Source organism: Proteus terrae subsp. cibarius, from assembly GCF_011045835.1.
Taxonomy (GTDB): Bacteria; Pseudomonadota; Gammaproteobacteria; order Enterobacterales; family Enterobacteriaceae; genus Proteus; species Proteus cibarius.
Map to the genome: position 1 here is coordinate 1540546 of NZ_CP047349.1, position 18442 is coordinate 1558987.

General features: G+C 32.8%; 27 protein-coding genes and 4 pseudogenes. 23 read left to right on the forward strand and 8 right to left on the reverse strand.

Annotated features, from left to right (window positions below):
• Positions 1 to 116: 116 nt before the first annotated feature.
• On the forward strand, positions 117 to 1370 hold the full coding sequence (gene icd / locus GTH25_RS07135; protein WP_109850542.1) for an NADP-dependent isocitrate dehydrogenase: 1254 nt from the start codon (positions 117 to 119) through the stop codon (positions 1368 to 1370).
• A gap of 109 nt (positions 1371 to 1479) precedes the next feature.
• Here the strand turns inward: icd and GTH25_RS19170 are convergent.
• Positions 1480 to 1596 (reverse strand): annotated as a pseudogene (locus GTH25_RS19170) (integrase); the annotation flags it as partial.
• Between GTH25_RS19170 and GTH25_RS07145 the strand changes: the two are divergent.
• The 6 genes from GTH25_RS07145 (at position 1574) to GTH25_RS07165 (ending at position 4542) form a co-directional block, all read left to right on the forward strand.
• On the forward strand, positions 1574 to 1918 hold the full coding sequence (locus GTH25_RS07145) for an antiterminator Q family protein (RefSeq protein ID WP_238795316.1): 345 nt from the start codon (positions 1574 to 1576) through the stop codon (positions 1916 to 1918). The pseudogene GTH25_RS19170 and the gene GTH25_RS07145 sit on opposite strands and share 23 nt — an antisense overlap.
• Before the next feature lie 292 nt (positions 1919 to 2210).
• Positions 2211 to 2423: a transcription antiterminator/RNA stability regulator CspE gene (cspE, locus tag GTH25_RS07150; RefSeq protein WP_004244726.1), complete on the forward strand. Its 213-nt coding sequence runs from the start codon at positions 2211 to 2213 to the stop codon at positions 2421 to 2423.
• A gap of 7 nt (positions 2424 to 2430) precedes the next feature.
• Complete coding sequence (gene ymcF, locus GTH25_RS19405) at positions 2431 to 2571, forward strand: cold shock small protein YmcF (RefSeq protein ID WP_418312483.1); 141 nt, start codon at positions 2431 to 2433, stop codon at positions 2569 to 2571.
• Between the two features lie 157 nt (positions 2572 to 2728).
• Positions 2729 to 3514 (forward strand): hypothetical protein, encoded by a 786-nt coding sequence (locus GTH25_RS07155; RefSeq protein ID WP_164530460.1) that lies wholly within the window; start codon positions 2729 to 2731, stop codon positions 3512 to 3514.
• Positions 3505 to 3894 carry a hypothetical protein gene (locus tag GTH25_RS07160; protein WP_099659640.1) on the forward strand — a complete coding sequence of 130 codons (390 nt, stop codon included), beginning with the start codon at positions 3505 to 3507 and terminating at the stop codon, positions 3892 to 3894. Before GTH25_RS07155 ends, GTH25_RS07160 begins: the two co-directional genes overlap by 10 nt.
• A gap of 189 nt (positions 3895 to 4083) precedes the next feature.
• Complete coding sequence (locus tag GTH25_RS07165) at positions 4084 to 4542, forward strand: Hsp20 family protein (protein ID WP_156733358.1); 459 nt, start codon at positions 4084 to 4086, stop codon at positions 4540 to 4542.
• Between the two features lie 130 nt (positions 4543 to 4672).
• On the opposite strand, the gene GTH25_RS07170 is transcribed toward GTH25_RS07165, so the two are convergent.
• Both GTH25_RS07170 and GTH25_RS07175 read right to left on the reverse strand, forming a co-directional pair.
• Positions 4673 to 5314 carry an IbrB-like domain-containing protein gene (locus GTH25_RS07170; RefSeq protein WP_075672633.1) on the reverse strand — a complete coding sequence of 214 codons (642 nt, stop codon included), beginning with the start codon at positions 5312 to 5314 and terminating at the stop codon, positions 4673 to 4675.
• Between the two features lie 12 nt (positions 5315 to 5326).
• The gene (locus tag GTH25_RS07175; RefSeq protein WP_075672632.1) at positions 5327 to 6553 is read right to left on the reverse strand and encodes a phosphoadenosine phosphosulfate reductase; all 1227 of its coding nucleotides are present in this window, start codon (positions 6551 to 6553) and stop codon (positions 5327 to 5329) included.
• A 301-nt stretch (positions 6554 to 6854) separates the two neighbouring features.
• Here GTH25_RS07175 and GTH25_RS07180 point away from each other — a divergent pair, with 301 nt between their 5' ends.
• From GTH25_RS07180 to GTH25_RS07220, 8 genes and pseudogenes are all read left to right on the forward strand, one after another.
• Positions 6855 to 7514, forward strand: a complete 660-nt coding sequence (locus tag GTH25_RS07180) for a class I SAM-dependent methyltransferase (RefSeq protein ID WP_075672631.1) — start codon at positions 6855 to 6857, stop codon at positions 7512 to 7514.
• Between the two features lie 61 nt (positions 7515 to 7575).
• Positions 7576 to 7971: a subtilase family AB5 toxin binding subunit gene (locus GTH25_RS07185; RefSeq protein ID WP_159242163.1), complete on the forward strand. Its 396-nt coding sequence runs from the start codon at positions 7576 to 7578 to the stop codon at positions 7969 to 7971.
• Between the two features lie 123 nt (positions 7972 to 8094).
• Positions 8095 to 8430 carry a c-type lysozyme inhibitor gene (locus tag GTH25_RS07190; RefSeq protein WP_075672629.1) on the forward strand — a complete coding sequence of 112 codons (336 nt, stop codon included), beginning with the start codon at positions 8095 to 8097 and terminating at the stop codon, positions 8428 to 8430.
• Positions 8431 to 8510: 80 nt separating this feature from the next.
• Positions 8511 to 8708 carry a hypothetical protein gene (locus GTH25_RS07195; protein WP_156733360.1) on the forward strand — a complete coding sequence of 66 codons (198 nt, stop codon included), beginning with the start codon at positions 8511 to 8513 and terminating at the stop codon, positions 8706 to 8708.
• Positions 8699 to 9001 (forward strand): annotated as a pseudogene (locus GTH25_RS19350) (glycoside hydrolase family protein); the annotation flags it as partial. The gene GTH25_RS07195 and the pseudogene GTH25_RS19350, both read left to right, overlap by 10 nt.
• Positions 9002 to 9076: 75 nt before the next feature.
• Positions 9077 to 9522 (forward strand): annotated as a pseudogene (locus tag GTH25_RS07210) (lysis protein).
• A gap of 299 nt (positions 9523 to 9821) precedes the next feature.
• A complete protein-coding gene (locus GTH25_RS07215; RefSeq protein ID WP_164530461.1) occupies positions 9822 to 10205 on the forward strand; it encodes a YgiW/YdeI family stress tolerance OB fold protein in 384 nt (127 codons plus the stop codon).
• 843 nt (positions 10206 to 11048) lie between these two features.
• Positions 11049 to 11386 (forward strand): annotated as a pseudogene (locus tag GTH25_RS07220) (HNH endonuclease).
• Between the two features lie 214 nt (positions 11387 to 11600).
• On the opposite strand, the gene GTH25_RS07225 reads toward GTH25_RS07220, so the two are convergent.
• Positions 11601 to 11792 (reverse strand): YqaE/Pmp3 family membrane protein, encoded by a 192-nt coding sequence (locus GTH25_RS07225; protein ID WP_004242485.1) that lies wholly within the window; start codon positions 11790 to 11792, stop codon positions 11601 to 11603.
• 126 nt (positions 11793 to 11918) lie between these two features.
• Between GTH25_RS07225 and GTH25_RS07230 the strand changes: the two genes are divergently transcribed.
• The 5 genes from GTH25_RS07230 to GTH25_RS07250 all read left to right on the forward strand — a co-directional run bounded on the left by GTH25_RS07230 (position 11919) and on the right by GTH25_RS07250 (position 14566).
• Entirely contained in the window at positions 11919 to 12059 is a 141-nt protein-coding gene (locus tag GTH25_RS07230; RefSeq protein WP_157954970.1) for a hypothetical protein, read from the forward strand.
• Between the two features lie 536 nt (positions 12060 to 12595).
• Positions 12596 to 12751, forward strand: coding sequence for a hypothetical protein (locus GTH25_RS07235; RefSeq protein ID WP_164530190.1), 156 nt, complete (start codon positions 12596 to 12598; stop codon positions 12749 to 12751).
• 126 nt (positions 12752 to 12877) lie between these two features.
• A complete protein-coding gene (locus tag GTH25_RS07240) occupies positions 12878 to 13219 on the forward strand; it encodes a hypothetical protein (protein ID WP_075672626.1) in 342 nt (113 codons plus the stop codon).
• Positions 13220 to 13752: 533 nt separating this feature from the next.
• Positions 13753 to 14103, forward strand: a complete 351-nt coding sequence (locus GTH25_RS07245; RefSeq protein ID WP_159242165.1) for an immunity protein Imm33 domain-containing protein — start codon at positions 13753 to 13755, stop codon at positions 14101 to 14103.
• 241 nt (positions 14104 to 14344) lie between these two features.
• Complete coding sequence (locus GTH25_RS07250; protein ID WP_075672624.1) at positions 14345 to 14566, forward strand: DUF465 domain-containing protein; 222 nt, start codon at positions 14345 to 14347, stop codon at positions 14564 to 14566.
• A gap of 211 nt (positions 14567 to 14777) precedes the next feature.
• On the opposite strand, the gene GTH25_RS07255 is transcribed toward GTH25_RS07250, so the two are convergent.
• From GTH25_RS07255 to GTH25_RS19410, 4 genes are all read right to left on the reverse strand, one after another.
• Positions 14778 to 15044 carry a putative Se/S carrier-like protein gene (locus GTH25_RS07255; RefSeq protein WP_164530462.1) on the reverse strand — a complete coding sequence of 89 codons (267 nt, stop codon included), beginning with the start codon at positions 15042 to 15044 and terminating at the stop codon, positions 14778 to 14780.
• Positions 15019 to 16104, reverse strand: coding sequence for a YedE family putative selenium transporter (yedE, locus tag GTH25_RS07260; protein ID WP_075672622.1), 1086 nt, complete (start codon positions 16102 to 16104; stop codon positions 15019 to 15021). Before yedE ends, GTH25_RS07255 begins: the two co-directional genes overlap by 26 nt.
• A 231-nt stretch (positions 16105 to 16335) precedes the next feature.
• Complete coding sequence (locus GTH25_RS07265) at positions 16336 to 16533, reverse strand: hypothetical protein (RefSeq protein ID WP_223672461.1); 198 nt, start codon at positions 16531 to 16533, stop codon at positions 16336 to 16338.
• Between the two features lie 133 nt (positions 16534 to 16666).
• Positions 16667 to 16765 (reverse strand): DUF7832 domain-containing protein, encoded by a 99-nt coding sequence (locus GTH25_RS19410; RefSeq protein ID WP_438811288.1) that lies wholly within the window; start codon positions 16763 to 16765, stop codon positions 16667 to 16669.
• A gap of 335 nt (positions 16766 to 17100) precedes the next feature.
• Here GTH25_RS19410 and GTH25_RS07270 point away from each other — a divergent pair, with 335 nt between their 5' ends.
• The 3 genes from GTH25_RS07270 to GTH25_RS07280 all read left to right on the forward strand — a co-directional run bounded on the left by GTH25_RS07270 (position 17101) and on the right by GTH25_RS07280 (position 18408).
• Positions 17101 to 17382, forward strand: a complete 282-nt coding sequence (locus GTH25_RS07270) for a DUF5339 domain-containing protein (RefSeq protein ID WP_075672621.1) — start codon at positions 17101 to 17103, stop codon at positions 17380 to 17382.
• Between the two features lie 347 nt (positions 17383 to 17729).
• Entirely contained in the window at positions 17730 to 18119 is a 390-nt protein-coding gene (locus tag GTH25_RS07275) for a hypothetical protein (RefSeq protein ID WP_164530463.1), read from the forward strand.
• Positions 18120 to 18162: 43 nt separating this feature from the next.
• On the forward strand, positions 18163 to 18408 hold the full coding sequence (locus GTH25_RS07280) for a hypothetical protein (protein ID WP_075672619.1): 246 nt from the start codon (positions 18163 to 18165) through the stop codon (positions 18406 to 18408).
• Positions 18409 to 18442 lie beyond the last annotated feature (34 nt).

The window sequence follows — 18442 nt, forward strand, 5'->3', positions numbered from 1 at the left end:
GAGATTGATTATACCTTAAAAGAGAAGCGATTGGCGTTAGCTGAATAATCAAGTAGTATTGACAGGTCTCTTACAAAAAATTAACAAAGCGTGCGCTTACATGAAAGGAGAGGTAAATGGAAAGCAAAGTAGTTGTTCCGGCTAATGGCGCTAAAATTACACTAGATGCTAAAGGTAAGCTTGTTGTTCCAAATAACCCGATTATCCCTTATATCGAAGGGGACGGTATCGGTATCGATGTTACGCCAGCAATGTTAAAAGTTGTTGATGCAGCAGTTGAGAAAGCTTACGGCAAAGAACGTAAGATTGAGTGGATGGAAGTCTACACCGGCGAGAAATCAACGCAGGTTTATGGTAAAGATGTTTGGCTACCAGAAGAAACCTTAGATCTTATCCGTGAATATCGTGTTTCTATTAAAGGTCCTCTTACTACCCCTGTTGGCGGTGGTATCCGTTCATTAAACGTTGCATTACGTCAACAACTAGACCTCTATATTTGCCTACGTCCAGTACGTTATTACAAAGGCACTCCAAGCCCAGTTAAACAACCTGAACTAACTGATATGGTTATCTTCCGTGAGAACTCAGAAGATATCTATGCAGGTATTGAGTGGAAAGCGGGCTCAGCAGAAGCAGATAAAGTTATTAAATTCCTACAAAATGAAATGGGTGTAACCAAAATTCGCTTCCCACAAGATTGCGGTATTGGTATCAAACCTTGCTCAGAAGAAGGAACTAAGCGCTTAGTTCGTGCAGCGATTGAATACGCTATCGATAACGATCGTGATTCAGTTACATTGGTACACAAAGGTAATATTATGAAATTTACCGAAGGTGCCTTTAAAGACTGGGGTTATGAGTTAGCACGTGAAGAATTCGGTGGTGAATTATTAGATGGTGGTCCTTGGGTTAAAATCAAGAATCCAAAATCAGGTAAAGAGATCATCGTTAAAGATGTTATCGCCGATGCATTCTTACAACAAATCCTGCTACGTCCAGCAGAGTATGATGTAATCGCATGTATGAACCTTAATGGTGACTATATTTCCGATGCATTAGCGGCTCAAGTAGGCGGTATCGGTATTGCTCCGGGCGCAAATATAGGTGATGAGTGTGCTTTATTTGAAGCAACACACGGTACGGCACCAAAATATGCAGGCCAAGATAAAGTTAACCCAGGCTCTATCATTCTTTCGGCAGAAATGATGTTACGCCACATGGGTTGGACAGAAGCCGCTGACTTAATCATTAAAGGTATGGAAGGCGCGATTGCCGCTAAGACCGTAACTTATGATTTCGAACGTCAGTTAGAAGGCGCTAAACTGCTGAAATGTAGCGAGTTTGGTGACGCGATTATCAAACACATGTAATTGTTGATTTGATAAATAGTTAACGGGAGCTTATTAGTTCCCGTTTATTTTTTGTACTATAAAATTCTTCCCCAAAATATCCCCAAAACTCTTCCCCAAAACTGTTCAATTAAACAGCAATAATTTGCCATTCTTTGCCTCTATCGTCGTGGTACTTATCGGTCATATTTTGTGTTTTATGACCCAATAATTTTTGTGTATTAATTCGAAGCTCAAGACGAAGCCGAGAGCAATGTTCAGATGATGATGGCTTAAAAATAAATAAAGCGGTATTACATTTAAAGGTAAATAATAGTTACTTGTTTCAGTTGGTTATTATGTACTATGTGAAGAATTATCCTTTGCGTTCAATGGCTTCAAAACTTGGTATTTCTCATAATGAAGTGGCTAAGCGATTGCAGACAGCGGAAGGATTTATTGAGGGATGTCTATCGGTTGATAACGTAAAATTAGATATGGATAAAATAATTAGAAGACACCACATTTATAGTTTTGCTCAATTACAAAACACAATATATTGTGTTAATGATGGTTTTGATGTTACATGACCTATCTATTGAAAACCTCGTGAGTATAACGGGGTTGTATTTTTTATAGGTCTACTTAAGCTGATTTATCGTTAAAAAATAAAGTTTGCTATCTGAATTTTTCTATGGCTTAATAGCGTCACTGGTTTGGAAGTACAGACCTATTTATGTTAGTAAGTTTAAAGTTGTTCCCGTTTAGCGTTATCCTCGATACCTCTTCATTGTGAATTCCTTCTAATTAATTCCCATAAGTAAAAATACAAAACAAACCGCCTATGCCTTATGGCAAATTAAATAAATTAAAGGAAATTCTATGTCTAATACAATGACTGGTACAGTAAAATGGTTCGATGAAGGTAAAGGTTTTGGTTTTATTACTCCAGCTGATGGCAGCAAAGATGTCTTCGTACATTTCTCTGCAATCCAAAGTGATAGCTTCAAAACATTAGCGGAAGGCCAACAAGTTTCATTCACCATGGAAAATGGTATGAAAGGCCCAGCAGCAGGCAACGTGGTGGCTCTCTAAAGGCGCTATTACTATTCGCCTCTATTTTAAATGCCCTTGTTGTAGTGGTTCACAATATAGAACATCACAATTTGATGTCACAGTGAACAATCCACACGGCGCAAAATGTATCTTTTGCAAAAGTGTGATGACAGCTCAAATGAGTTGAGCATTAAATAGTTGAATATACAAAACCTCGCTTCGGCGCGGTTTTTTGCTATCTATTACTAAGCCAAAATTGCTCATTTCTAAGTTGAGAATTCAACATAAAAATCATAATATGGCTAAAGATTTTCTAATTTGAACTTTAGCTAAAAGATAAATATATGCAGTCAATTCATAAATCAGAAGAATTAATGAAATCACTTCAAGAGAGAATTTCAAATGAAGAGGTATCTAATGACTTTGAATTAATGCAAATTCTTAAGGAAATAGAGAAATATAGTAGTGGGTTAGAAAAAAATCATTTAAAAGCGTTGGCATATAGTCTGAATAACGACATTGATAAAGCGTCTCATTATTTCGAATTATCTTTACAAGTCAGCAATATAGATTACGCTAGAAATTATTTGGCTGTTATTAATCAACGAGCTTCTAATATCAAATATATGCATTTACTTCATCGTTTTGCAGATGAGTATGAGTCACCTACATTCTCTTATTTAGCATACCAATCATGTCTTTATATTGCTGAACTGAGTAAAGCCGAAAAATTTATGGCTAAAGTTATTAAACTATCAGATGAAGATAAAAGAAATGGATATTTAAATGAATTTAAGAATGCTAGGCATGCATTAATGAAATATCTCAAGTTGTCAGGTCTAGAAGAAAAAAACTTAATGACTTTGGCAAACTTGATTATTGCCATTCTGGATGAGTGGAATATCCAAATAGTAGCTATAAATTATACCAATACATCAGCTTATGATGAACAATCTAATTTATTTATGATGACGGCTGAATGTGATGATGTAGAAGTATTATCTGATATGAATATCGAGTTAGCGTATAGATTGACTGAGTACGATGAATTTATAGGTAAGAATTTTAGTGTATTTATTGGTGGTGTTGATGATGTATCTAAGTTAAAGGAACGACTAAAGTGGCTATAACATGTCTAGACATACTTGAATTTTCGAAAGGTTGCATAGAAATAGAAAATGAAGTTGGATATCGAAATGCAATATCTAGATCCTACTATGCAGCATATCATTGTATTTATCCAATGATGATGCATGGCCCACAAGATAGCCATCAAGGATTGATAGATTACTTAGCTCGGTCAGACAGTGCTGAAAGAGAAAAGTATAATAAAAAAGACTTGCTTGCTCTACATTATGCTTTGAAAAATATGAAAGGAATGAGAGTAATAGCTGATTATCATTTAACTTGTGACGGAATGAACAAGATTAATGCAAAGGCAAATATAGCTACAAGTGAAAAAACGATCAATAAAATGCTTGAAATGAAGTCTAATAAAACTCAAATTTAATGCAAATGAGTTAAGTTAACCAGATCCCAAACCTCGCTTCGGCGGGGTTTTTTGCTATCTATAATCCCATGTTGGTCAAAGATAAAAAATTTAGATTTTAGGGCTTGAAAAATACTTGCTCGTTCATATTTATATTTTGGGTAAATAAGATACCGCCCATAATTCACTAAATACTGAAGGAGGAGTTATATGCCTAACATTAAACCTTTTTCATTATTCCCAACATTATCTGACAACTTACTTTCAAATCGTTTTGATCAGATAGATCGCCTGTTTAGTCAGTTAACAGGCAGTAAGCCAATAGCATCACCTATACAGACTTATAACCTGAAACAGATTGATGATAACCATTATGAACTGACAGTGAGTGTGCCTGGATATCAAGAAAATGACTTATCGGTTTCATTAAAAGGAAGCCGTTTATTGATTGAAGGGAAAAAAGAAGAAAAATCAGAAGAAGACAATGATAAATGGCTCCACCGAGGCATATCTCAAGGGCAATTTACATTGCAGTTTGACCTCGGTAGAAATGTTAAAATAGATAAAGCGGATTTATCAAGTGGGCTTCTGACTATTGCTATTGAGTATGAGTTGCCTGAAGAAGAAAAACGGCAAACAATAGCGATAGAAAATAAAGATAAAAAATAATTGGATTAGATAACGTGAATAAGATTAGGGCTACGCATAATGTGTAGCCTTGATTGTTTTTGTAAGAGCTTTAAATTAGATTAATTCAAGCTTGGGTTGATTAGTTTTATCGATAGAAAATAATTATTTCTTATTTTACTGTCCAAGCTTCTGAAAAATGGCGCTTTGAAAATAATTCAGCTAATCCACAGATTTGTTTTAAGCGTAATACTTCATCTTGTGACATACCTAGTTCATCACCAATCCGTTTATCGCTCCATCCTAATCGGGATAGATCTCTAACTATATCTGACATAGCTGCGACTTGATGTTGTCCTCTTGCTCGATTATGACGAATAGTTGTGGCTATTTGATCTGACATTGTGTGGTTTTTAACATCAAGGATAGTGACGGGTAAATAATTATTAATTCGTTTTTTTAATGTATTTTCTTTACTTAATAAATAACGATGATAGCCATCAATGATTTGCCATTGCAATTGTTTAGTTTTATTTTGTTGTGCAGATAATACTACAATGGGTTGAGTATAACCGTCTTTTATCAATGAGGTTTTGAGTAATCTCTTTTCTGTAGGAGACATAACATTAGGGTTGTAGTCATTTGCTATGACTTGATTTTGCTTTATCCAAAGAACACAATCTATAGGTTCATTTTTGAATGGACTAATTTGATGAAGAAATAATTTGATTTTGTTGATAGCTTCAATTTTTTGCTCATCATTTAGTTTTAGCAGATAATCTTTTAGCGAAGAAAACACTGTTTCAATAGTCATATTCACCTCTTGTTAAATCAACTGCCAATTTTTACGTTTTTCCTGTATCCGTTTGCAATATCGGTCATAACAGTGTGATTTGGTAGGACTAAATGCTAATGTTCTACACCAAAAATCATTACGTAAAATAGTTTTACAGATCCGTCGCCAAGACGGGATTTGTTTACTGCTAGTATCACCGTCTTGTTCATCTGGTATTCCATTTGGGTAATCTCGCTCAGCATACCAATGAAGGTAAACTGCGATTTTATTTCGGTAATGTTCGGCTGTTTGTTCTGGTAAGCTCGCTAGTAAAAAGTGGGCGTAAGATTTCCATGTATGATGGGCGGGTTTACTAATTTTACGTTGCCCAAAAAAGCCTGATTTATTAAGAGGATGGGTGTATAACATACCTGCATCAGCGCCACTCACTCGTTCACAAGCGAGACTCCACGTCTCAGGTTCTAAAACATGGTATAACCATAGCCCTTTACGTTGTTCAGGGCCAAATGGCTCACAAATGCGCATTTGACTTAAACTAACCCCAGCTTGGTGCATTAGATCATAAATAGAATTATAGGGTAGGTTAAAACGTGAAATGTATGTCCAAATATCTTTTACATGCCAGTCATAAATAGGATAGGCCATATAATAAAAACCTTCGGGTGATGCCGTTGTCCATGGGATGTCATCGGCATAACGTAGTTTTTGGTTGTTATTGATAGCAATAAAGCGATTTAATGATTCATCGGTTCTGATCCCTAATAAAATAACTGAACTACGATGATTTCCTGTGATCCACTGATTAAATGCAGGTGTGAAGTCTTCAAAAATCATATTCGGATGATAAAAAGGGAAAAAGTCTGGATCAGTGATTGCGTCTTCTGGCGGTTGCCTTACCCATTTTTTTCCTGGTTCCCAAGCTGTCCAAGTCGGTTCATATTGTGAGATCCCACTTTCCGTCGTGATAGGTAATGCTATCCAGTAAAATCGCTCCGTACAGTCTTCATACAAAAATTTCATTTTTGCAACATGGCTAATGGTAGCGGAGTATTGCACTTCCCAGTCAAGAAACATGACATTGAATTTTCGATGCCGCTTTCTTGCTTCTGTAGCAACAAGATGAAACAAAACAGTAGAATCTTTACCTCCAGAAAAGGAGAGAGAGATTTGTTCAAAAGTATCAAACAACCATTCAATTCGCGTTTGAGTAGCATCTAGCACATTTATTCCAAGAGGAATTTTGTGTTTGCAAGACATAACTATCACCAGAATAAGTTAGTTAATAGTATTAATACTTAATCATATTTAGATTATAAAGGTAAGTGATGGTTGATGATTATCACTGAGATTTACTTGAAAAATAGAATAATAAATCATATGTCATTGTTATTATTGATAGTCTCTAATAATGAAAGATTTTTTATAATTAAGATAAATAAAGAAAGTGATTTAGTGAGTAGATAATATTTTAAAAATATTACCTGATTTATTATTCGGTATTTTCAACTATTCATACAATAAATAAAAAATAAAATAGTCATTTTATGATAGGTATTGTATGACATTAAGTACACATGATGGAGTTAAAGTATATACACCAGTGTCATTGAAGCTATATGATTGGTGGGTGCTTAATATTTCTAATAGCTATGCATGGCAGTGTGATACGAATAAATATTTAATTCCACATTTTAAAAATCATCTCGGTGATCGCCATATGGATATTGGCGTTGGAACGGGGTTTTATTTAAAAAAATCATTAAGTTATATAAAAGAAATCTCATTGACTGATCTTAATTTGCACAGTCTGGAACATACTAAAAAGTATATACCTGATGACAAATTAATAAATTGCCTCCAGCATGATGTTTTTCAGCCTTTCTCTAATAAATTAAATGCATCTTATGATTCTATCTCATTGTTTTATTTACTACATTGTTTGCCAGGAACGATGGGTGACAAGAAAAAAGCGATAGAAAATATAAGTTATTTACTGACTGAAAAAGGGGTTTTATATGGTACAACGATTTTAGGGCAGGGAGTCAAACATAATTTTTTTGGTAAAAAATTAATGTCTATTTACAACAAAAAAGGTATTTTTTGCAATTATTCTGATTCGGTGGACTCTTTGGAAGAAATGCTTTCCTCTTTATTTCATGACATCTCTATACATGTACAAGGTACTGTAGCTTTGTTCACGGCGAAGAATAAAAAATAATAAGAAATATTATTCTGGGTTAGAGGACTTTTATCTTTATTTTTTAAGGAATGGTATGTTAATGCGTAGCCTGTTTTTTACCTTTTTATTATTAACACCAACGGCATTTGCTACAGATACATTAAGTCATAATATTGAATATTATTCTAATGTTACGTTAACGGATTTTAATTCGGGAAAAATTGAAGATGGTCGGTATTTTTGTGTTAAGGCCATGAATCATGGTGGTGAATTTATCGCTTGTGCAGTATCTAACAAGTCAGATTGGGCTTCTTCTTATGAGCACTTTTTTCAGCAAGCACATTATTACTACACAACAGGTAAAAGCTTTAGGTTATATGTTCAACCTAATGTTTGGACTCATCCCAAATTTACTCGAGTATATTCAAATAAAGCGATAGCAGGGTTCGCTAGTTGTCATAATAGTCGTTGCATGGGACCAGTAAAAGATAACTAATTGATTAATATTGAATTTTATAAATTAGATAAATCCCATTAGAGTATCAGATAGACTTTTTTAAATTAGTGAGAGTAAAAGAATACTCTATAAACGCTAACTTAATGATATTTAGGAGACTATATGAAATTTTTATTTAAAAGTGTTTTTTTTGCAGTAGGTATTTTGTCTTCTAGTTTTGTTATGGCAGATAATGCTGATGAGATAACCAAAATTTCTTATACGTGTGAAAACAATCAAATAATGGAAGTTATTTATATAAATACAGCAAAAGATAGCTATGCAATCATTAATCAAATGGATGAAATGATACCAATGAAGATTATGAAAACGGCTTCTGGTGCAAACTATGAGGCAATGAATAAAAATTACACCTATAAACTTTATACTAAAGGTGACAATGCCGATTTAGTTGAAGGAAAAGATAAACCAGTATTGAGTGGTTGCAAAGCTGGCTAATTGTTGCCTTCTATTGAAAATTATTTATTGTTCTTATAGAGGTCACTTCGGTGACCTTTTTTCGTATAAAAGAGGTAAGCATGGACATTCAGCAAGAAATAAAAATTTGTATACTATCGGCACGAGTAAAACAACAAGAGCAACAAATTGCAGAGTTACAAAAACAGCCCGCTGACATGCAATTAACGAGCTGTGAGTTAGAGGCTATTAATAATGCCACATTAATGGTTATTTCTAATAATCTCATTGAAATAAAAAAAGCTAAGCCGATGCATTAATCAAAGTACCACTCGATGACTACACTAAAGCCGCTTTATATTCCTTTGCTTTTAATGTGGGTGCTACCGCATTTGCTCGCTCAACATTACTCAAGAAACTAAATGCAGGTGATAGAACGGGTGCCTGTGAAGAAATTAAACGCTGGGTATATGCGGGTGGAAAGGTTTGGTGAGGGCTTGTCAGTTGTCGAGAGGCGGAGTCAGCCTATGTTATGGAAACCTTTAATCGTCATTATCGGCTTTATCCTTGCATTACTCATTACAGTCGCTGGTGGCATTTATCTCTCGATTGATAACTCATGTACTAAAGATCACGTTAGTTTAGAAAAGCGCTGTCAGATTGCACTCTCACATCATCGGTATTAATCATGAGATACGGGAAACTCTATGCCATCATCGCGATGGTAGGCATTATTGTGGGTAGCTATTGGGTGATTAACTGGCAAGCTAACAGGATTAATTTACTGACAGATACCAACAAAAAACTGACTGTGGCGCTCGAAGAACAGAAGTCTATTAATACTGATTATCAAGCACGCATAATGCGATTAAATCAGTTGGATATTCAATATACGCAGGAGTTAGCGAATGCCAAGAATGAAATTAGCCACTTGCGTGATATTAGTGAGCGCCATCCTGAGCGGGTGTATATCAAAGCCGAGTGCCCAAAAAGCAAAACCACTCCCGCGCAACCACCGCCCGATCTACTGACACCGCTATCAGAAATTATTGGTTACTCAGAGAGCGAAGTACAGAATCAGAGCAAATGATTAAAGGGTTACAACATTACATTAAAACTGAGTGTTTGAAATAAAAATCATTAATTAAATGCTTGTGATTGTTTTGATAAATAAATAATACAATTAAATTTTAGGTTATTAAAAATAATATTGCTTTCAATCCGTATTAATACTTGTTAATTATATGGTTATAAATTTTAATCTTCATTAATTTATCTAATTGTCAGATTTTATTTTTTAATTGTTATTTTTTGTAAATAGTGTTTTTTTTAATTGACTCTGGAGTTGACTCCATACTTATACTCTAATCAGATACAAAAATAAGGACTAACAAATAACCTTAATAAATAGTTATTAATCCCTAGGAGGATTTATGAAAAAGTTATTAGTGGTTGGGATGTTAAGTGCGGCAGTATTAAGTTTATCCTTTAACGCAATGGCTAATTATAATGGTAATCATCAAGTAAATAGTGGTGGGTTTGTTTCACAATCAACATCTGTTACTAGTGTATCAAATGTAGATAATCTCCCAAATAATAGCACAATAATTATCGAAGGATTTATTGTTAGAAATATTACCCATAACGTATATGAATTTAAAGATGATTCTGGAAGTATCCGTGTAAAAATTGATAATGATAAGTGGAATGGCCTTAATGTTTCATCTGATACAAAAATTCGGATAGAAGGAAGAATTGATAACCACCTAGTTCAAGATGAAATAAACATAGGTAGAATATCTCTAGTAGGGCAATAACAACTCAATCAAGGTCGTGCAAAACATGGCCTTGATTTTAAAAGAAATTATAAAAATAAAAGGGAGTGTAATAATGAGACTATTAAAAGGCCCGATTAGTTATTTATTTATAATAATCTTAATTGCAATATCCTTTATTTATCGTGACTCAATTTTATTACTCTATAATTATGTTATATCTCAACAAGATTCAATTTCTCAAATTTTAGATAGTGTTAATAAAGTTATGACGCTATTTCAGTAAATGAAAATATAGGTGTCGAATTTTCTTTTATTCATTGTAATAAAAACAATGTATATATATGAAAATGGTATCTTTGTTGATTAATAAAATATCTCTGTGATTTATAATTACAGGGCTTTTGATAACTTAAAATAGATTTAAAACTATCAATGTGTTCGCAATTGGCTTGTTGGTGAAGTTAAATGTCATTAATGCTTTCATGCGCTTAATTTCTTGTCTTAATATAAATGAAAGTTTTATAATGTGGATGCTAATGTTATATGTAAGTATATTTACCAGATGGCATCGATAGGTGTTAGATAATTATTTATAAATGGAATAAATAATTAAACAAGGATTAAATGATATTAGAATAGAGAGCGAAAACAGAGTCATAACCTCAAGAGAATGATATGGAAAATTGAATAACAGAGATTTTCTTGATAGTTCTTTTTCTAGGAATATTACTTATGGCAGTTGTATAACTTGAAGGATACTCTGTAAAAATTTAATTGCTGAGGCCATAGGCATGGGTATTCTTGCTAGAATAAGTAATTTATTGTCGGTGGCTATACTAGAAAGCAATCATCAATAGAAACTGATGTTGTCAGAAATAAACCATGAAAAAACGTAATGTCTATGGTGGTCGATGGGCTAAAGCGCGATTAGCGTTTCTTAATGAACATCCACTTTGTGTTATGTGCCAAGAGCAAGGACGTATTACTGCTGCCACAGTAGTTGACCACATTACTCCACATCGTCTTAAAGAAGCACTTGAATCAGGTGATAAAGAACATATCGTAAAAGCCCAAGCCTTATTCTGGGACGCAAAGAACTTCCAAAGCTTCTGCAAACTACATCATAACTCAACAAAAAAAGTATTGAAAAGAGTGGCAAATTCATTGGCTGTAATGCGGATGGCATTCCACTCAATCCCAATTATCATTGGTATCAATAACACCATGAAATACAGAGTAGGGATGGGTAAAAGTTCAAATACTTTCACCCTGGTCCACTTGAAGGTGGTCACCAGTGTTCCGAAAACGTCTCCGTTTGAATTGATGGATTTTATGTCGATGTGGAAGAAGAAAATCACGGAAGAATAAGTGTGGGATAGCGTCACTGAGAGTGTATTAGCTAATCGATAGCCCCACATTTGTGGGGCTTAATCGTTAACCACCGCGAGACATTTTCTCAATTTTTTTATCCGTATTGTATTGAGAAAGGGCATAAACCGACCAGATAGCCGCAGGGATCCACCCAATTAAGGTGATTTGTAGGATAAGGCAAAAGATGCCAGCGAATGGGCGACCAATCGTGAAAAATTGTAACCAAGGTAGTAATAACGCCAGAATAAGTCTCATAAAACCCCCTCTATTATTCGAAATTTAAGTTTATCAATAATTAAATCAATAGCAAATAACAAGGAGTATTGCATTTATTTAGAGTGAAAGTTTGTTTTTGTAGTGTTCATACCAAGGATTGAATTTATGGCGGGAGCATTAGGTAGATTAAATATTGATTTGACGCTGAATACGGCGAATTTCACAAATGCGATCAACTGTAGCCAGCGCCAAACAGAACAATTTAGACAAAGTATTCGCGTCAGTCTTCAAACTATCACCGTATAGCGGCAAAAATAGGTTATTTAGGGTAGCGTATTAGCTTTGTGGCCTATGTTCACGATGAGTTTCTTCGGCATTTCACTGAAGATGAAATCTAACGAGTGATGTTGATAGATCTAATACAAATAAGCCATCAGTTAACTGTGATTAACATATTGATTGTGATATCTACGTCAATATCTTTTATTATGAAATTTTATCGTTAGCATATAGCTAAAAATTAAAACTAATAATGTTTTTTTAAGTGCATTTCTTGATAAAACTATTTCTCGCATCATTGGTGTAATATTCCAACAATCACTTAGATCTTCATTATCAAAGCTACACCAATGAAAGATAGTATACGTATGATTTGTTTTTTTTATTTATTGTGGATAAACTAATGTTTTTCCTAAAAATAAGCAATGAACTCTATCGCAAATATCCTATCAAGAGCGTATTGCTACTCATCTTTAAATGATGGTTTTGTAAAAGCATGTAAGTCAGACCGTTCTGTTACTGTTTTATGACAATATTTTCTCTTTTACAAATGGGGAATTATTATGTCTACAATGAAAACAGAAGTTATTGTTATTCGTTTAACGAAAAAAGAGCGTGCATTATTAGATTCAATAAAAACAGCACCACTACTTGCAGATTGGATGAAAGAATTAGCACTTTCTAAATTAAAAGAGCAAGATATTTCACCTAATAAATAGTTACTAATGCCGACAAGAAGGAATTTAGTCGGCATCATTATTTTATTATTTATACTCTAAAATAGAGTAGCAACAGTAATAATAGATTATAGTTTATGCATGTTAATTTTTAAGGTAATAATAAGAATGGATATTTATAAAAATGAAAATAAGGTGATGGGGAAGGGGATATTAATGGCATTTTGGGTGGGGGCGTTAGTTGTTGTAGGATTGCTTATTTACAATGAATTAAGCTCACATTCTAATTCAGGTGGTTGGTCAAGTTTATCCAGAGCTATAACAGCGGCTTTTATTCTTTTTGGTGCGGGAATTTATTGTTTTATCTGTTTTTTTATTGCATTACATGAATGGTTAGATAATCGTAAAAAAGAGTACGTTAACATAGTAAGAATTAAAATAGCCTTAATATTGCATGGCTTAGTTTCTATAGTTGTAGGGCTACTTGCTTCACCATTATTATTTAAATGATATTAACTTAATGAAATAAGCTGAGATAGATGTGAACAAAAAATTATTGGTTAATAACAGTCTGATATATGTACCAGTTGAAACTGATTAAGTGACATGAAATTAAATAATTTTAGTCTTAAAAAACAGTTGAATAGAGCTAAATAAACTTGATTATGTTGTAATGAAAAATGATATCAATAACTATTGTTAATAAAAAAGCCCAATGTGGCGGCATTGGGCTTAGTGACTCGAATAGATGGGTATAAAAAAACTATTAGAGATCGGTATAAATGTAGTGAATTTTCATTTTATAAATTAACAATAAATGCTTTTTTTTTAGTAAAAAGTGCTTTTGTGCCTTATGTCGTCCAGTTTTAAGACAAATTGACGTTTTTTCATTCTCTTTAGCAACCTATTTTTTTACTTTTTGCTATGTGATAGATGGGCCATGTTCTCCTTTATCAATACTTGGTAGATAACGATAAGTTGATTATAATCAATAACTAATAAACTATTTTCTCGAGTGTTTCTTGTAAAGTTGAAGATGTGACATGAATAAAAACAATAAATTATTTATTACTGAACAACAGAAAATTATATGCGAAAGATATGGCGTTTTGCCTCAAAAACCAGAAGATATGGTAGCAATTGCTTTAGATACCCTAAATGGTAATCCCATTTACGGAACACGCATAAAGCGATCAGAAGGCAACACTGTAAGCTGGTTTTTTTATTGCGAGGAATATTGTGCAAAGGACGATTTTTATCAATCATTGCATACAGAACATTTGAAAGAAGTGCTACCTGAAGTAATAAATTATCTTTATTTACCAGAAGGGTATAATTTCATTATCGATAGAGACGGATATGAAGATGTTTGGTTTGAAGAGATAAGTGAATAAGTATTTATCATTATTTTATAATTTTGGGATTAAGTAGATTTACAGTTTTATATGCTCTTTCGTATTGAAATTCATAACTATGCTGAGAGTGTATAATATAAAAATATTAAGTTATTTTGAAAATTAAAAATATTAATTGATGTTGGTCTTATTTTTAACATAAAGACAATGACAGGTTAATCAGTTTGGGTAAATATTATAAGAGTATTTAATTCACAATTGATAAGGAAGGTAGCTATTTATGTTTCCAGAATATCGTGATTTAATTTCAAAACTTCGTCAGACTGATCCTCATTTTCGTGCTCTTTTTGAACAACATAACGAACTTGACCATAAAATTGTTAGATTAGAGCATAAAGATAGAAGAGGATATGGTGAAGAGGTTGTTGAGCTAAAAAAACAAAAATTAAAACTGAAAGAGGAAATTCATCAAATCCTCAAAAATCCGCCGGAAGAAGAGTGAGTAATAAAAAATAATTACTCTATAAATACATGAAGATGCAGAAACCATCCAACTAAAAAGGGATGGTTTTTCGTTTTTAGAAAGACAATCTATTTTTGAATAAAAAGTTATATAAAACAGATGGTTTTATTTATAAAGAAAAGGCTACATTTGTAGCCTTTTAACTGTCTAGGTTCTAAAAATAATAATGATAATTTGATTATGTACTATGTCAAAATTCGTCTTTCCAAAGTACATCAAAATGATGTGAACTTATTTTATAAACAGCCCTAACATTATTATTAATATACTGTTTATAAATATCATCGTTAGAAAAATAAATAGATACGGCCAATTCACATTCTGATGATATTTTTCGTGGAGCATCAATAATTTTTGAGGAAAAATTATCTTGTTGGAGTTGTTGCTGAAGTTTTTTTACAGCGTATTGCTCATGAAAAAGAAATAAGTGGTTATGCGTCATTTTTGCTAATTCCATTATCTTTTGCTTTATTTACAGCATAGGTATAAATAGCAGCAACAATGACAGCAAACAATAAACCAATAATAATAACTAGTTTACCATTATCCGTAACACCAGCAGGACTTGAGGCATAAGAGAAGTTATGAGCAAATGCAGCTCCCATCAACATACCCATGACGCTTACAGCTGCGTCTGAGTTACCTTGACCTGCATTAGCGAGTTGTCGTAATGGACAACCTGTAATTAATACACCACATAGACCGACAAGCGTCATAGAGAGAAAATTCCATAGTCCATCGCTGTGGGCTATGGGTTGATTTTCAAAACCAAGGTTAAATTTGCCTAAATAAAGATTACCTAAAAAAACAACAAGTGTTAATGCGATTACACCAAACGCCATATTATAGTTACGCGATAAAAATACATGCTTGGCCATTCCAATAAAGCAGAATCTTGTGCGCTGAATAATAAAACCAATAATAAGTCCTGCGATAATAGACATCCACACTGGTGCATGACTTGCTCCAGGGCCTTTTACACTGGCATTGAATATATCACTGTTCCATAAGAATAAAGCAAATAGGAATATACATATAATAGGTAAAATAAAACCTTCTATAGGGGATTGACGATAATTTCTTGGGAGAGAAAATCCTTTTTTAATAAATAAGCTACCTATGCCAATTCCTATTATTAATCCAACTAATCCTATTACAGCGTTTAAATCACCGGCACCGATACGAAGCACCATTCTTAATGGGCACCCTAAAAAAACTAAGCAGCCAACCATCATTAGAAAGCCTAATGTAAAACGAATAATAGGTGCAGAGCCTGCCTTTGATTGAAATTCTCTGAAGATAAGTGCGGCAACAAAAGAGCCAAGAATAAAACCGAATATTTCAGGGCGAAGATATTGAACTGTTTCGGTATGATGCAAGCCCATACTTCCTGCGCTATCACGAATAAAGCAAGCTACACAAACACCCATATTAGGTGGATTTCCGTTAATACCAAGAAGTAACGCAATAGCACCAATAACCAATCCAGATAGAATTAAAACCCATTTTATAGACATTAAATGCCTCCGTTGATGGGGGAGTTCCCCTGACTAATAGAACCTATTAAGTACGGAGCAACTATATATAAGAATAACGCACGATTCTTGTATGTAGATCACGTCAAAATTAATAAATTAAATAAGGTAGGTTTTAAAATTTAAAAATGTTAATTAAATGCGCAATAAGTTAATTATTATTTAAATAACTTATTGCTAATAATGAAAATTGGCTTTTATAACGCAGTGAATTTAATTATTTATTTCTTTTTTCCATTTTGTATATGCATCTGTAATTACAGGTGCAATTTTGTCATAATTATCCCATGAGTTTTCAACGTAACATGAAGAAGAGAGTCCTTGGGCTAAAACATGCTCGAAATCTTCGAAATAGTTATTATTTTCTGAACCGTAATAATGTTGTGTGAAAGCATATCCTTTATCACTCAAGTCATCACTAATAAATTTTTTGTCGTAAACTGGATAAGAAATGCCAGACCATCCATTTCTCTTTTACGTACCATTTCTAACTCATCAATTGCATCTTCTTGTTGGTCTTCACTTTCTAGCTATTTTTAATAATCTAAGTCAAATAGAATCCTATATGTATACCTCCATTTTCAGGTGGTAGGTCATCAGGAAAATCACCATATGCGTGCCAGCCGATTCTATCAATTTCCACTTTTCTACCTATTAGTTAGTGGAGATGATTTGATTATAGTGTGTATTATCAATATACAAACAATAGTATTGCTATAAAAATCAAATTACTAGTAGATAACAATCACATATTAGTTTAAAAATAATAAATCAATACGTTAAAATAAAACTGAGAATAACGGGCTAATTTCAATTATCATATTTTGACTTTTTTTATTTCAATCATTATTAGATATGATTATATTTTTTAAATTAAGATAATACTTATCCCTATTTTATTCTTCTTTGAGATAATGCTGACTTAAGAAAAATAATTGAAGTTACTTTCTAACTGCAAATGATACTTAAAGGATATTTATGAAAAAGCTTATTCTAGCATTGGGTTTATTATCAATTTCTTCTATCGCTGTTTCTGCTGATTTATCTAAAGCATGTGAAGACTATTTTAAAGAAACTGACTCTTATGTTGAGTTAATGGCAAAAAATGATGCAACTAAGGCTCAAGCAGAAGCGATGAAAGCGCAATATGCTCAAGCTAAAGAACAATTTGCAGCATTGCCTAAAGATGTTCAAGAAAGTACTTGTAAGCAAGCTTTAGATTCTTTAGAGCAAATGAAAAAAATGTCAGCAGCTCAATAAATTTTATTTATTGTATTAAGCGGACACCTTGTTGGTGTCCTTTTTATTTCAATATGACAGCAATTTAATATAGCCAGTTACTATATATTTTCTTTAGGCATTATTTTTGTTTATTCATATTATTCATGAATATGTTTATTTTTTATAACTCTTGTTATTTTGGTTAAGTGTTTTCTTTGTTCTATGTTTTCAACTAGATTATAGCTAAAATTATTATATATCATCATTTTATGAGCGAGTTTTTCTATTTTTATATAAATGGTGAAATTTATTTTGTTGATGAATTGATTTTGTGGAATAATTATTTATTCCTATTTCTTATTGATATTTAATCTATGTATTACTTTTTGTTTTTATTACTTTCTGTATTTATAACTTCTGGTTGTACCACTAATAAGGAAACTCAAGCCAAATTAATTGGGATACATACTGATAATCGCACTCCTAATAGTCACGAGGTAAATAGTAACTTAGTTTTTATGTTGGGAAAGCAATCTCGTTTTGAAATAGAAGTACAAGAAGAAAAACAAAGACTTGGACAAGTTTTTAAAGTCGGTTTAAATGAGAAAATACCATCAATAAATAATCAGTATTTAAACAATAATAATTCAACATTAAAGCCTATTCAAAAAATAAGTTTTACCATGCCAGTTCCTGAACCTATTTGGAATGAAGAAAAACAAACAGTTGAATTCAAATGGAAACAAAAACCACATTATACTTTTGATGCCTATTAATACTTTAATATAAATTTAAAATTTAATTTCATATGGGAAAATTATGCGCATAGCAATCACTTTATTATTATCATTTCTATTACTAGGTTGTGCTACTGATAACGTTACTTTCAGTACGGGTAATTCAGGAAGTCATAGAATAGGTAGTCCAGTGTGTTCTGCATTAGTTTGTGGTAAGAATACTCGAACACCAGGAGAGCAAAAAGCAATTAATGAAGCTGTTCATGAACAACAGCGAGCTATTATGCGAGGAGAAAAACCTGATTTACAGATCATGGCTTCTTATTAAAATTTAATACTATTATCTATGCCAGTAATTACTA